The sequence below is a fragment of the Bradyrhizobium hipponense genome, from assembly GCF_008123965.1.
GTDB lineage: Bacteria > Pseudomonadota > Alphaproteobacteria > Rhizobiales > Xanthobacteraceae > Bradyrhizobium > Bradyrhizobium hipponense.
The window spans coordinates 67,712-80,428 of the sequence record NZ_VSTH01000049.1; the positions used below are offsets into that span (position 1 = coordinate 67,712).

At 59.4% G+C, this 12,717-nt stretch carries 10 protein-coding genes and 1 pseudogene; 7 read left to right on the forward strand and 4 right to left on the reverse strand.

All coding sequences use genetic code 11. The features are described 5' to 3' along the window. The first annotated feature begins 49 nt into the window (after positions 1-49). The 3 genes from FXV83_RS15170 (at position 50) to FXV83_RS15180 (ending at position 4,069) form a co-directional block, all read left to right on the forward strand. Positions 50-2,110, forward strand: coding sequence for an AAA family ATPase (locus tag FXV83_RS15170; RefSeq protein ID WP_148740214.1), 2,061 nt, complete (start codon positions 50-52; stop codon positions 2,108-2,110). A gap of 250 nt (positions 2,111-2,360) precedes the next feature. After that, positions 2,361-2,897, forward strand: coding sequence for a hypothetical protein (locus tag FXV83_RS15175; protein WP_148740215.1), 537 nt, complete (start codon positions 2,361-2,363; stop codon positions 2,895-2,897). A gap of 20 nt (positions 2,898-2,917) precedes the next feature. Next, the gene (locus FXV83_RS15180) at positions 2,918-4,069 is read left to right on the forward strand and encodes a hypothetical protein (protein WP_148740216.1); all 1,152 of its coding nucleotides are present in this window, start codon (positions 2,918-2,920) and stop codon (positions 4,067-4,069) included. A gap of 303 nt (positions 4,070-4,372) precedes the next feature. Here the strand turns inward: FXV83_RS15180 and FXV83_RS15185 are convergent, their stop codons facing one another. Together FXV83_RS15185 and FXV83_RS42685 are read right to left on the reverse strand one after the other, a co-directional pair. Next, positions 4,373-4,648, reverse strand: a complete 276-nt coding sequence (locus tag FXV83_RS15185) for a hypothetical protein (RefSeq protein WP_148740217.1) — start codon at positions 4,646-4,648, stop codon at positions 4,373-4,375. Positions 4,649-6,054: 1,406 nt separating this feature from the next. Beyond that, positions 6,055-6,546: a hypothetical protein gene (locus FXV83_RS42685; protein ID WP_187435917.1), complete on the reverse strand. Its 492-nt coding sequence runs from the start codon at positions 6,544-6,546 to the stop codon at positions 6,055-6,057. Between the two features lie 191 nt (positions 6,547-6,737). Here FXV83_RS42685 and FXV83_RS15205 point away from each other — a divergent pair, with 191 nt between their 5' ends. Further along, positions 6,738-6,929 (forward strand): hypothetical protein, encoded by a 192-nt coding sequence (locus tag FXV83_RS15205; RefSeq protein ID WP_148740220.1) that lies wholly within the window; start codon positions 6,738-6,740, stop codon positions 6,927-6,929. 603 nt (positions 6,930-7,532) lie between these two features. Beyond that, entirely contained in the window at positions 7,533-8,810 is a 1,278-nt protein-coding gene (gene nhaD, locus FXV83_RS15210) for a sodium:proton antiporter NhaD (RefSeq protein WP_187435918.1), read from the forward strand. Between the two features lie 232 nt (positions 8,811-9,042). Here the strand turns inward: nhaD and FXV83_RS42690 are convergent. Then, positions 9,043-9,283 (reverse strand): annotated as a pseudogene (locus FXV83_RS42690) (SOS response-associated peptidase); the annotation flags it as partial. 127 nt (positions 9,284-9,410) lie between these two features. On the opposite strand from FXV83_RS42690, the gene FXV83_RS15215 reads away from it, so the two are divergent. Both FXV83_RS15215 and FXV83_RS15220 read left to right on the forward strand, forming a co-directional pair. Further along, on the forward strand, positions 9,411-9,755 hold the full coding sequence (locus FXV83_RS15215) for a hypothetical protein (RefSeq protein WP_148740222.1): 345 nt from the start codon (positions 9,411-9,413) through the stop codon (positions 9,753-9,755). Continuing rightward, positions 9,752-10,354, forward strand: a complete 603-nt coding sequence (locus FXV83_RS15220; RefSeq protein ID WP_187435919.1) for a DUF6680 family protein — start codon at positions 9,752-9,754, stop codon at positions 10,352-10,354. Before FXV83_RS15215 ends, FXV83_RS15220 begins: the two co-directional genes overlap by 4 nt. 200 nt (positions 10,355-10,554) lie before the next feature. Here FXV83_RS15220 and FXV83_RS15225 read toward each other — a convergent pair whose 3' ends face one another. Further along, positions 10,555-11,799 (reverse strand): tyrosine-type recombinase/integrase, encoded by a 1,245-nt coding sequence (locus FXV83_RS15225; protein WP_235939597.1) that lies wholly within the window; start codon positions 11,797-11,799, stop codon positions 10,555-10,557. Between the last annotated feature and the right edge of the window lie 918 nt (positions 11,800-12,717).

The following is a 12,717-nucleotide window of genomic DNA, read 5'->3' on the forward strand; positions in this document are numbered from 1 at the left end:
GGGCCGTGGGACAACACGGCCCGGCCGCGCTTCTACGCGAGATACCCAAATGGTAGCGACTTGGGAAATTCTTGAGGCAGCGACACAAAACCGCAAAAACCTGCTGCGTGCGGGCTTCCTGCCGATCCCCACCATCGGCAAGGCACCGTCTATGCCGGGCTGGCAGGATGTTGTCGCCACCGAGGCCGATATTGACGGCTGGTTTCACTCGTACGATGACGCCTTCAACACCGGCGTGCTGACGAGATACACCCCGGCTATTGACATTGACGTGCTTGACCCCACGGTCGCGGCGGAAATCGAAGAGTTGCTGTGGGAGATGATCGGCACCCGCGCCATGGTTCGCTTTGGACAGCCGCCGAAGCGTGCGATCTTGTTCCGCACCACGACGCCGTTCCGCAAAATTTCAACACCGTTCTTTATCTCGCCGACGAAGCAGCCGCACCGGGTTGAGGTGCTGTGCGACGGGCAGCAGATCGTCGTACTCGGCACCCACCCAGGCACGGGCAAGCCGTATTCTTGGCACGGTGGCGAACCCGGCACCGTGGCTCTTGCCGATCTGCCGGAATTGACTGAAGCGCTGGCGCGCGAGTTTGTCACGAAGGCCGCGGCGCTGATGCGGGCACAGCCGGGCTGGACCGAGGAACGCAAAGTCAATGGCGCGCATCATGACGGCGCGAACCATGGCGGCGGTGCTGGCGATGACTTCAATGCGATCTATGGCAGTCGCGAGGAAAAGTACGCGGCGGTGGCGTTGCAGGGCTGCGTTGACGAGTTGGCCGCCATGCCGCCAAACTCCGGCCGCAACAACAAGCTGAACGCCTTGGCGTATCGGCTTGGCCGCATGTGCGCCCGGCAGTGGGTCAATCGCGACGATGTAGCCGAGCGGCTGTATCAGGCGGCGGCAACGTGCTTGCTGGTGAACGACGACGGCGAAGCCGCCACCCGCGCCACGATCAAATCCGGCCTGACCAAAGGCGAGCAAGAGCCTCACCCTGATCTTGAGGACACGAACGGCAATGGCCAGATTGCTGCCGCGCCACAGGGCTACCCGCTCGAATACTATGAGACCTTCGGCGCTGTCGTCGCCAAGGTGTGGATCATCAAAGGTGTCATCGCCAAGGGCGAAACGTCAAGCTGGATCGGTCCCCCTGGCGCTGGCAAGTCCGCGCTCGTTGCCGATCTTGCCATTCACATTGCTTCCGGAATGAACTGGCGCGGCTATCGGTCAAAGCAGCAATGCGCCGTTGTCTATTTCGCGCTGGAACGCGGCGATCTCGTCAAGCGGCGGCTGGTTGCTCAGGCCAAGCGGGCGAACCATGGCAAGGACAAGCTGCCTTTGGCGCTAGTGCGCCAGATCGTCGATCTGTTGCGGCCTGCCTGCGTCGGCGAGGTCATCACGACAATCCGCAATGCCGAAGCGCACTGCGGCTGTGAGGTCGGCCTGATCGTGATCGATACCTACGCCAAGAGTATCGCCGCGAATGGCGGTGACGAAAATTCGGCCAAGGACCAAAATATGTGCCTCGCCAACTTGCGGCGGATACAGGAAGCGACTGGCGTGCATGTCGCCCTTGTCGGTCACACCGGCAAGGACGAAACCCGAGGCGCACGCGGATCGAACGCGCATCTGGCCGATGTTGATCTGACGGTTCAATTCTCAGGCGACAAGGAAGCCCGTAGCGCCACCATCATCAAGAACAACGACGGTCCCGAGGGCGTCCTGACCTGCTTCAAACTTGAACTTGTTGTGCTCGGCAAGGACGAGGACGGCGACGATATCACCGTGGCAATTCTGGCTGACGAGATGCCGGACGCGGACAGCAGCCGCGCCAAACTCAACAAGGGCCAGCGCCGGGCGATGGAACTGCTTGAACGCTGCATCCTCGACGAAGGGAAGCCCGCGCCGGTATCGAACGACTATCCGAGGGGCATCGGCAACGTCGTCACGATCGAGGCGTGGCGGACCAGTTGCATGAAGGGCGGCCTGAGTACCGGGACCAAGGAGAGTTCCGATAAAGCATTTCGTCGCGCAATGACCGATTTGATCGATATGCACCGGGTCGGAACATGGGACGGCCTGATCTGGATCGCCTATCAGCCAAAATGAGCAGCCGGACAGCGGGCGGACAAATATTACAAATATTTATGAGCACAAAAACCAATGGAAGTGCGGGTTTCTTGCATTCGGACAAAACCGGACAAAATGGGTTTTTCTATTTGTCTGTCCGAAGCCCGACACCGGACAGACACGGACACACACCTATAGGTGTGTCCGTTTGTCCGGTCTTTGTCCGGGACGGCAGCAACACCCACATGGGAAGAAATTTGATCGTCGGCGCGCGTAACGCTCATAATGGATGGCGCTGCTCGCATCCGCCCGCAAACCGCGAAATGGCCCGTCGCTCTCGGCCGAGAAGAAACGATCGGGAACCTACCACAAGCAAGCCGTGGGTCATCGCGCCATGACCGCGCCGCTGCGCCTCGATCCTGCTTCCCTCGACGCCTTGCGCGACGGCTCGCTCGATGCAGCCGACGCGGCGCGGCTCGCTGACGCGCTCCGGGTCAAGCCCGGTCAACGCAGTTGGCTCACGCAAGCACGATTGTGCGAGCGAGACCGTCTGATCTGTGCTGCGGCCCGAACGCGGTTTTGGCCGAATTCCAGCGCCGCCGAATTCGCACGGGCCTTTCATTGGCACTTGGCCCGATATCACGATGGCCCTTGGCGGCGGGACCGCTGCTGCACAAGCTGTCCTGCAAAATATCTCGGAACGGCTAGGGAAATTCTCTGGCAGGTATTGCGCGTGAGCGAGAGCGTGCTCAGCGAGCGACGGCTCCGGCACATCGTTGGCCGCGAGCTACCACCTTTTGACGGCCATCGACGTGATGCACCTTGAACCGAAATTCGGAGGTGATCATGACAGCGCGGTTTCAGTCACTCGGCTTCGGTGGAAGTCCCGGCAGCAGTAGCGCACCACAGTTTCGCGCAGAAGTCGCCGCAGACGCGAGCGATGGTGTCGTTCGCAGCGACCTGCCGGGCACAATGCCTATGCGGTTCGGCGACGTGCTTGACTTTTTGCCGCCGAAACCCGCCGAATGGTTGCGCGATTTGCGTCAGCAAGCCGACGACCTGGCGATCTTGAACCGAGCGTCGTTTGCCGAAATTCAGGAACTGCAAATCGAAACTCAAAGGCACAAAGCCCGCATCAACCATCTGACGCTTGAGCGGGGCGCTGATGGCTACGGATTGCCAAATGACGCGCCGCAGGTACGCGACGAACAATCACGGATGAACAAGAAACTTCACGAACTCGCCCGCCTTCGTGAACTTGTCGAGGTGCGCGGCGGGCGGTTTCAGCGCATGAAGCGATTGATCGTCGCCTGCGAAGATTTTCTTCGCTCTAGCATACCTCCCGGCACCGCGATCGTCGCGCGACCGGAGATCGAGCCGGAGTTGCGGAAGAATGAAACACTGCTCGAAGCAATTGAACGGGAGCGCTACCGCCTTCGCGAACTTGACGCGGACGAGCGCAGGGCTAAGACCGCACCAATCCCAAGCAGCATTGCGAAAGCGCGAGCACGGGAGCAGTTGTCTCGGCGCGCAGAGCAGAGCGCGCCCTCAACGATGCGGCTGGTTGAACACGGCACCGAAGTTGAGTTCGCAACCATAACCCAACGCCTGGCGGTCATTTCCACGGCCGTGGATCAACATTCGTATGCGAACGGAGACGTACCCGACGCGATCGGACTGCTTCTTTGGACGCTTAAAGACGAGATCATCGACAAAATCGACGCCCTGATCGACGAAGATAGCTCCGACGAATGTGCTTTGACCGATGAGGCGCGCGCGGAGTTGCTGGCGCAGATCGCCAAGGAGCGATTGCAAATTGAGTATATGGATTGCGCGATGGTTAGAGCCGCGCAAGTCCAAGGCATCTCCGTGGAGTTCCGAGAGGACAGTGACGTTCGAGCGCTGTTGAATGTCGAGCTAACCACTGCACCTGCGCCACCGCCTGATCCGAACGCTGGCAAGGCCGGTTGGGTTGAGCACGTTGGTCCCGGATTGTGATCTCCGCCCGCGCCGCCGCGCTTGGCGTTTGGCTCGGCGGCGCGCTTGGCGCGGCGGATAGGCGGCTGCTCCGCTTCCTATCCGCCGCGTTGCCCACCGCCCCGAACGCTTTCGGGCCGATTACCGGCATTTACGCAAATCGCCCGTCCCGGAGTAGACCTCGCTGGTAGAGCGCACAGGCGGCGCTCCTACAGAACCAAAGCTAGAAATTACCCGGGCGAAATATCCTCGAAGGGGGCTGTCGCGCGTCCCTGCAATTGGGTCGGCGTTCCAAAGGACCCGCAAGAAGCAGCCAAATAGATATTATGGGAGTTGTTCATCCTTGGAGCGATGGGCACCGAAGATCCAATTGAGAGCCTCGGGCGGCCGCACCTCTTGACGGTACAAGTCCAGAGGCTGGCCATCGTGCGTACCGTCTAGGCTGATCGTCCCTTCCCGAAGGCGGATCACAATTTGCACGTCCGCACCATCGGCTTGGAGACAAGCAACATAGGCATCGACACGCTCCTGATCCATGTGGAGCTTTGCCTCGTCTAGCCACGGTCCTATTGCGGCAATCAGGTTCTCGGTCGCAGTCATGGCCGGTTCTCTCCCGATGCGGGTGCGGCAGTTGCAGCCTGCGGCACGCGATGCAACAACCAACTGTAGAGTTCGAAGCGCAGGCGTTCGTTCCAAGCTCAGCAGGGCCGTTTTCGGCCCGAAGTCCACCGATAACGGGTCGTCGTCGCCGCAGGCGGGACGCGCTGGCTGAGCCCCGGCGCGGGACCGTTTGTTTGGCACGGGGCGCTACGCGATGTTCGTGGTGCGCGTAGTTGCGCAGGTAAACCGTGCGTCAAGGCCCGCCTCGGAGGCAACGCCAAAGCGCCGACACAGACTTCCAGAGTGGCCGGGATGGCGCATCGCCCTGGCGATGCGGCGCGGGAGACGGTGCGTCGCCGTCCAATTCGGTCAGCCGCTCCACCATGCCTTCCAGTCGCAATGGTAGCGGGGTGAGATCGTCCGTGAGGGTGCCGCGAAGTTGCTCACCAATCTCGTTGCAGATCGCCCGGCGATGCTCCGGATGATCTAAACCGGGGCGATGGACCACGGGCGCGGTCGGAGGGGTGTCCGCCATGTCTGCCACCGTTGGCCTTGATGTGCACCGCGTCGTTGCCGTGCACGGGAATCCTGCCGCCGCCGTAGTAACGCGCGACATGCCACCTTGATCCCGGCTTTGCTGGCACCGCTGCTCCGAGCGGCCGAAGTTCGACCTAACGCGCTTGGAACCGAAACCTTCCCGATTTCGACAGGTTGGCTATTGGACTTCGGGGCTTCGCAATATGCGAGGCACGCTATGACCCCTGTACCACCGGGCGAAGCAATTCTCACTGTCGCCATCATGGGCCTCGAAGTTGCGCTTTTCGCCTCAATCGGACTGATCTGAGAGACCGCGTATGGCGGTTTTGGCCGGTGAGGAGCCTTAATTCAATCCGGCCCGCAACCTGGGCCTGCCCGCAACGGAACCAATTTTCAGCGAACACAATTGTCTTGTCGTCAGCGATGGAGGATCATCGCCATGAGGATCGAATATCTCTCCGCGATTGTGATAGCTGTTCTTGCCGCTGGTACCTGGCTGGCAGTCAATTCTATCGGCTCGCTGCCTTCCGAAAAGCAGTCCACGCCGAACACGCAAGTGGCAGACCGACTAGCTGCCTCGGTCGATCCATTCTTGCTTCGGTCCGGTGGCTAACAGGCGGCGTTGCAGCCAACGGTGCTTGCATCCAGCGGTAAGTGATTTCGCGCTGGAGTGGATTTTTATTCGCGCAGCAGCGATCTTGAGTTGTTTGACGAAGTCTTGTTGAAACAGAAGGCTGCTATATTAGATTTTAGGTAATTGGCCCTGATCTTTTTGCGCGGACAACCAAGTCACCCAATCGCGCAATTCCGACGCTCAAACGCAACGCTGTGAATGGGCTCACATCGGGCAAGTGATCAACCGGCTAATATCATCCGAAAATTCGTGGTGGAACTTCTACAGTCATATTCAAACGACGGGGGCAACGATGCCCGCCATATTCGACCTGCTTTATCGAGAATACTGCCGTGCCCGTCTCGCTGAAATGCGGAAACAGCTTCTGATCGCGGGTCAAAGTCCTGAAATCCCACAAGCGGATTGCGATGCCGACGCTGCCGATCAGAGTTGGGTTGATAGGATGGACAAACAGCACGAGATCAGTCACGAGCCGCCGAATTGAAGCGGCCACAAGACAGAGGGCTCTCCTCGACGCCGCAGTGACTAACCAAGCGGCGACAGCTCGGGAGGCAACAATGAACACGCCGGAATTGTATACTGCGACGATCGCTTGCGTCTCGTGCCTGACCATTGTCGCTTTAATGGCTGTCGGGGCTTGGTAGGCGACGGGAGGGCACAGCGCTGGCGCGCGGCTGGAATGATCGCTCGATGCACACTCCGCATCCGCTATTTCATGCACACTCATAAATCGAACTGCCGTTCACGCAACGAACCCCGGACCTCAATCGGTATCATCAATGCAAAATCGCAGCAAAGCGATGGATGCAATAGAACCAAAGTGCCCCAGTCTCCGGTTAGCCCATACATGCGACGATTGACTATCTTGCTCTTCCGGGATGAGGCTTGTCTGCTTCCCCAAAAGAGGAGGAAGCGGACATGAATGTGTTGACTGGAGTTGCGATGCTGGCAATCGCAGCGATCCTTGTTTATATCGGTCGTCCGAACAGAGCTGGCGAGCACCCAAAGTTCTTACGCTTTGAAGCGGCGCTGGTGCTTTATCCGCCGATCGTTTTGATTTTTGCTGGCCTTGGCGCTGCGGCTCTCATTTCAGGCCTGCTGACCAAATAGTGCCGTCCGGTCTAGCGGAGGGATCGTGCGCCTAAATCCATCGTCTAAGCCCTGGATAGCCAAAAGCAGCTTGAGGGCACCGCACAAATCAGGCTGATTTTACGCCATGGAAGTCCCAGTCGCACCGCCAGTGCCGCCGCCTTGCCCGAAGTGCAGTGCGCTGCCCAAGTTTTTGCAGTCCGTTCTCGACGGCCGCAGCGGTCGTAAGTTCCACATGTTCGAATGCCAATGCGGCGAACGGCTTTGGACGTCCGAGAAGGCTGGACCGGCAGATTTACTTGCTGGGCGCTGAAGGGCGGGTCGGGGATGAATTGCTCAATCGGCTCGTCGCATTCGGTGACTTGCTCGGTGCACTCGCCCTTTCCCTCACTGCATACAAGTACAAGGCGACGATTAGCATCAGCACGGATACGACGCTGACAATCCACCCCACGGGGCCGTTCGCGCGCGAGCCCCATAGCGTTGGCCCATTCCCGTTTGGGTGAGGCATTTTGTCCTCCTGAGCCGATAGTACCCGGTGCGCGGCCTTTCAGCACATGAGGCTTCTTAGCGCAGCCGGGTTCGTGCATGATCTACGCGGAATTCGGACTTCGGAGGGTTGTCTTGCTGCTCGCACTAACCGTCATTTTCGTTGTGGTCTATGCATGCATCGCCCTTGAGCACCCGATCAGGATAGAGAAGTCAGCTTCCGCCCTTTTTGGGGCCGGTCTGCTTTGGACAATCTATGCCGTGGGCGCAACTGACCACGAAGCCATCGTCCATCAACTAAGAGAGACCATAGGTTCGACGGCAGGCATCATTTTCTTTTTGATGGGTGCCATGACCATTGTCGAGGTCATCGATGCCCACGACGGCTTCGAGATTATCACCTCGCAGATCAGGACGAAGAAACTGACCATGCTGATGTGGCTGGTCTGCGTTGTGACGTTCTTCTTGAGTGCGGTGCTCGACAATCTGACCACCACCATCGTCATGGTTTCCCTTATCCGGAAGATGCTGGACAAAGAAAATGACAGACTGCTGTTTGCATCAATGATTGTGATTGCCGCAAATGCCGGTGGCGCATGGTCGCCCATTGGAGACGTGACCACCACCATGCTCTGGATCGGCGGCCAGATAACCCCTCTCGAAATCGTCAAAGCATTATTTCTGGCTTCCGTAGCGAACATGCTTGTCCCGCTGCTTGTGGTGAATTATCAGCTACGGGGGCGAACTTTCGCGATGCCAGAAATTGAGAGCAACGATCCTGTTACGCCCGCTTTCGAACGGAATGTGATGTTCACTCTGGGGGTTGCCATTCTCATCATGGTGCCAGCCTTTAAGGCTATTACCCACCTGCCACCTTTCATGGGCATTCTGTTTGGTCTGGGAACACTATGGATTGTTGGAGAAATCATCCATCGCGAGAAGCAGCCGCAAAAGCGACGGCAATTGACGGTCGCGCACGCGCTCACTCAGATCGACCTTAGCTCAATTGTCTTCTTCCTCGGCATCTTGCTGGCGGTGGCTACGCTGGAGCACACCAAGGTGCTTGCCGCGCTTGCCGCGTGGCTGGATCAGACGATCGGTCGCACCGACGTCATCGTCATTGCGCTCGGGCTGATCAGCGCCATCGTCGACAACGTTCCCTTGGTTGCGGCAACGATGGGAATGTATGGGATCGCACAGTTTCCGCCAGATAGCTTTCTTTGGGAGTTCATCGCCTACTGTGCGGGCACGGGTGGGTCTATACTGGTCATCGGCTCGGCCGCAGGAGTTGCGGCAATGGGTCTCGAGAAAATTCAGTTCATCTGGTACATGCGGAAGATTAGCGGGCTCGCACTCCTAGGGTATTTCGCAGGCGCTGCGATCTACGTCTTGCAGTACCGATTGCTTCAATAGGAGCAATGGAGGAAATATCCGATGATACCTGTTGTAGGTCCCATCCTAATTGTCGCGGCGGCAGCCTTTCTCTGGTACATGCTGCCGAAGCACGGCCGCCTCAATCGATGGGCAACTGTCCCAGTAGTTGAAGACCTCATTCCGTTCGCAATTGTAGGCATGTTCGCCACAGGGTTGATCCTGACCATTTTCAGGGTGTAGATCAGGCGGGTGATCGGGATGGACTTGAGCCTCAACTAGCAGTGCTGGCGGCTCCGCGCGCTACGATTTGCAGCAATTCCTCCGGCAACGGCCGCTGCAATGCCTTCGCCTCGTCCCAAGACGCGCGCATCCAGACCTCGCGCTTCCTCGCGTGTCAGGATCACCGGCATTGCCTTCGGGTGGATCGGCTCGACCACGGCGTTCGGCGTGGTCGTCAGGAAGCCATAAACCTGATGCGGCCCGGGGATCGGCTTGGACTTCGTGCCCTGGTCGCGGTCCAGATACCATTTAATCCGAAAATATCGGTGCATCTAGGGCGGGAGTGCCTACAGTCACACAATTAGTGTGCTAGGGGAACCCAAGGGCAGCGGGCCCGGCGGGGGATGGGAGAACTAAACAATGGCGAAGGCGCTTTACGTCGCCTACTTCACCGGCGTCGCAGGTCAGAGCATTGGCCTTTTCTATATCGGCGACGGAATGCTTGTCGGTGTCGACGTCGCAACGATGCAATATGACGGCTCCTATCAGGCCAATCGCGATGGCAGTCTAGAAGGCGTAGTCGAATATGTGCTTCCTGCCGGAGCCCCGCTTATCACCGGAGCGCCAGCGGGCGTTGCTCCGACCAGGGTCTCGGTGGAACTCAAACTTCCAGCCGATTTTGCTGATGGCCGCGTCATAACAATCGAGACGCCACTCGGGCCTGTGAATGCGAAATTTGAAAAGGTCAAGGATATCCCGTCATGAATTGCCCCGAGGGCTTCTGGTGCATGCAATTCAAGGACTGGCTCAACGTCGCAATCCTTATCATCACAGCCATTGCAATTGTCGTCGGCCCGATCGTGGCCGTTCAGATTACGCTTCGCTTTGAGGAAAAGCGGGAGAAGCGCCGCAGGAAATACGATACGTTCCACGCGCTCATGAGGACGCGGCGGGTGACGCTTTCGCCCGATCATGTCACAGCGCTCAATGTGATCCAGACCGAATTTCACGACGATGACAGGGTAATCACCGCTTACAAGAAATACATCGACAACCTAGGAGGCCCGGCATTGCCGCCGGGATCAACAACCGAGGCTATTCGCCATTTCGTTGACGAGCGCGACGATGCGTTCAACGAGATGATGTTTGAGATTGGGAAGCATTTGGGCTTCGCGCTCGATAAGCGTGAGCTTGCGAAATACTCTTACGCACCGCAGGGCTGGGTCAACATCGAAGCCGAACAGAATGCTATGCGACAATTCGCATTGGAGTTACTGCAGGGCAAGCGACCATTGCCGATCACGCCATTCCAGCCGAGCCCCTCGGCAAATAAATTCCCACCGCCGCCATCGACGCCCCGCTGAAAGCAGCTTCGCAAATGCGTCGAGGAAGTGATCGAGATGGTCATGGCATCATCACCGCGTCCCTCGACGCGACCGCGCACGGATTGCGTGCAGCACGCCTAACCACTCCATTTCCACAGCGACAGCGATCGGCCCACAAAATTAGCCCGACCCCGGCGAGGCGGGATCGGGCCGACGATCAGGCGATCAGGGTGCGGCTGTCAGGCGACGAGCCGCAGGCCGGTTTCCGGTTGCTTGGTTGGTGCAGGCTCGGCGATGATCCGCCGCAGTTCGGCGGCCCACGCCTGCAAGACTTCCCGCTTCTCTTTCACGTCGCGATCCTCGGCGTGGACATAGTGCTTGCCGGTGACGGGTGGTAGCTTGATCCCGTCCTCCGTCGTCACGCGATGATCCAAGCAAAGCGCAATCTTCGTCATCGGCTGACCGATCCGACGTGCCCAGCTTGCCGCTGTCCGCCGCAGATCGTGTGGCGTGAACGGCTTCAACCCGAGCAACTGGCAGATGCCGGGCGTCCTCACCTTGCCTTTTCGCTTGTCACCACGCAGCGCGTCAGCCATCGCTTTGCGGTGCATCGGCTTGTTGTCGAGCGGGCTGGCAAATACGAAATCCTTGTTGTTGCCCTTCAAGGCCTCCTTGGTGATCTCCACCGCGAGGCTCGACAGCGGCTGTTGGATATCGCGCCGCTTCTTGACCCGCTTCAGTGGCACGTCGAGGCGCGGCTGCTCGCCGTCGAGGTCGATCAGTTTGCGGTGCGCGCCGAGTAGCTCGGCCGAGCGCAGCATGGTGGCCAGTTCGAACTTGAGTGCCAGCCGGGTCCTGCGGTCCCATGACGCCATCAGGTCGTCTCGGTCGAGGCCGTGCCAGAAAATCCTGATCTCGTCCTCGGTCAGCACGCGGGTGCGCGGATGCTCCGGGTCGAGCGGCTCCAGATCACTGCAAGGGTTGGCGGCGATGTACTCGCGCCGCAATGCCCATCGGAACATGCCCGACGCCGCCTTGCGCATGTGACGCGCATTGCTGACCGACGGCTTGCCGCCGTGCCGACCCGCCACGATGTCGTCCGACAAAGCCTGAATGTCGCCTCGGGTGACGTCGGCTGCGATCTTCCGGCCCAGCTTCGAGCCGATGAAGCGGCGCAAATGGCTCGCGGTGTTCTCCCAGCTTTCCAGCCGGGGCCGCATCTCGCCGTCCGCCTTGCGAACCGGCGTCTGCATCCACTCGATCCGCTCCTCGATGATCTCATTGACGGTCTTGCCCCGCTTCGCCTGCCGCTCTTTCCGGTCGCGGAAGGTTTCAGCGATCGCCGCAGCACCTGTGCCCCTCAGGCCATAGACCTTGCTCCGGGCGTCATCGACGGCGAAGGTCTCGGGGTTATATACGCCGAGCCAGCCGGTGCGCTGCTTGCCGGTCTCCGGATCGGTGAACTTAAACGAGAAGGTCGCCACGCCCGCCGTAGTGATGCTGACATAAAGGCCGGGGCATTTGCGGTCGTAGAATTTGACCCGTTTGGGCACCCGCTTTTCGCAAAGGCGATTGGTCAGGATGATGCTGCCGTTGCGGGCGCGCTTGCCAGCGGGGTCAGCGGTGATGGTAGTATCCATTTCGGTTTCGGCTCCTAAGGCTTGAGACCAAAGGGCTCGGCTTTGGGACTTTCAGTTTGTCGTGCGGACGCTGAAAGTCTTAGGGCCGGGCCCTAGATTTGGCGAAGCCCGCCGAAGCGCCCCGAAACAGGCTAGTCGAAAAGGGCTTGTTTTAAAGGGTTTTGTTGGTTTCAGCCGGTTTCACCGGATGCCAAAATATAGACGTGTGGTCCTGGCCGTCGTTGCTACGGTCAAGCTTTTCGCGGAGGCGTTAGCGAGCCCAACCGAGCGGACTGCGTCGTCAATTCGCGGGGGCGAGGGAGGCCAGAAGGAACTCGGCTCCCGGGAGAGCACGGCATAAGCCGTCAAGCCACTGCGCAGGGAAGGCCGAGTGTTCGGCGACACCTGTATGCTGCTGTGCGGTTTTTCTGCGTGTGCTTTTCGCGCAGCGGACCGCGGGTGCCCGCCGGCACCCGGTCTTCCCTGCGCCCTTGGCTTTCAGAGGGTGAAGCGACCAAGCAAAGCTCGGGCGAAACGCGCCGCGAGAACGCGAAGGCTGAATTGGACGTAGATTTGCAACAAGCACCAATCCATTACCGTCACCCCCGCGCAATGGCGAAGCCATTGTCGCTGAAGGCGCGCGCTCTGCGGCGCCACTGCGCCGCTGAGCAAGCCTCGAAGGGCGACAGCGCGGCTGAATCGGGGCCCTGCATCCTTCGAGGCTCCCCGTGCGGTGCTTCGCACCGCACGCCTCGCGCCTCCAGCGTGCGGATTCCGGGGATT

Coding starts and splice junctions, on each gene's coding strand:
- FXV83_RS15220 (WP_187435919.1), top strand. CDS start 9,752: ATGAATTGCCCCGAGGGCTTCTGGTGCATGCAATTCAAGGACTGGCTC.
- FXV83_RS15205 (WP_148740220.1), top strand. CDS start 6,738: ATGAATGTGTTGACTGGAGTTGCGATGCTGGCAATCGCAGCGATCCTT.
- FXV83_RS15185 (WP_148740217.1), bottom strand. CDS start 4,648: ATGACTGCGACCGAGAACCTGATTGCCGCAATAGGACCGTGGCTAGAC.
- FXV83_RS15170 (WP_148740214.1), top strand. CDS start 50: ATGGTAGCGACTTGGGAAATTCTTGAGGCAGCGACACAAAACCGCAAA.
- FXV83_RS42685 (WP_187435917.1), bottom strand. CDS start 6,546: ATGAGTGTGCATGAAATAGCGGATGCGGAGTGTGCATCGAGCGATCAT.
- FXV83_RS15180 (WP_148740216.1), top strand. CDS start 2,918: ATGACAGCGCGGTTTCAGTCACTCGGCTTCGGTGGAAGTCCCGGCAGC.
- FXV83_RS15175 (WP_148740215.1), top strand. CDS start 2,361: ATGGCGCTGCTCGCATCCGCCCGCAAACCGCGAAATGGCCCGTCGCTC.
- FXV83_RS15215 (WP_148740222.1), top strand. CDS start 9,411: ATGGCGAAGGCGCTTTACGTCGCCTACTTCACCGGCGTCGCAGGTCAG.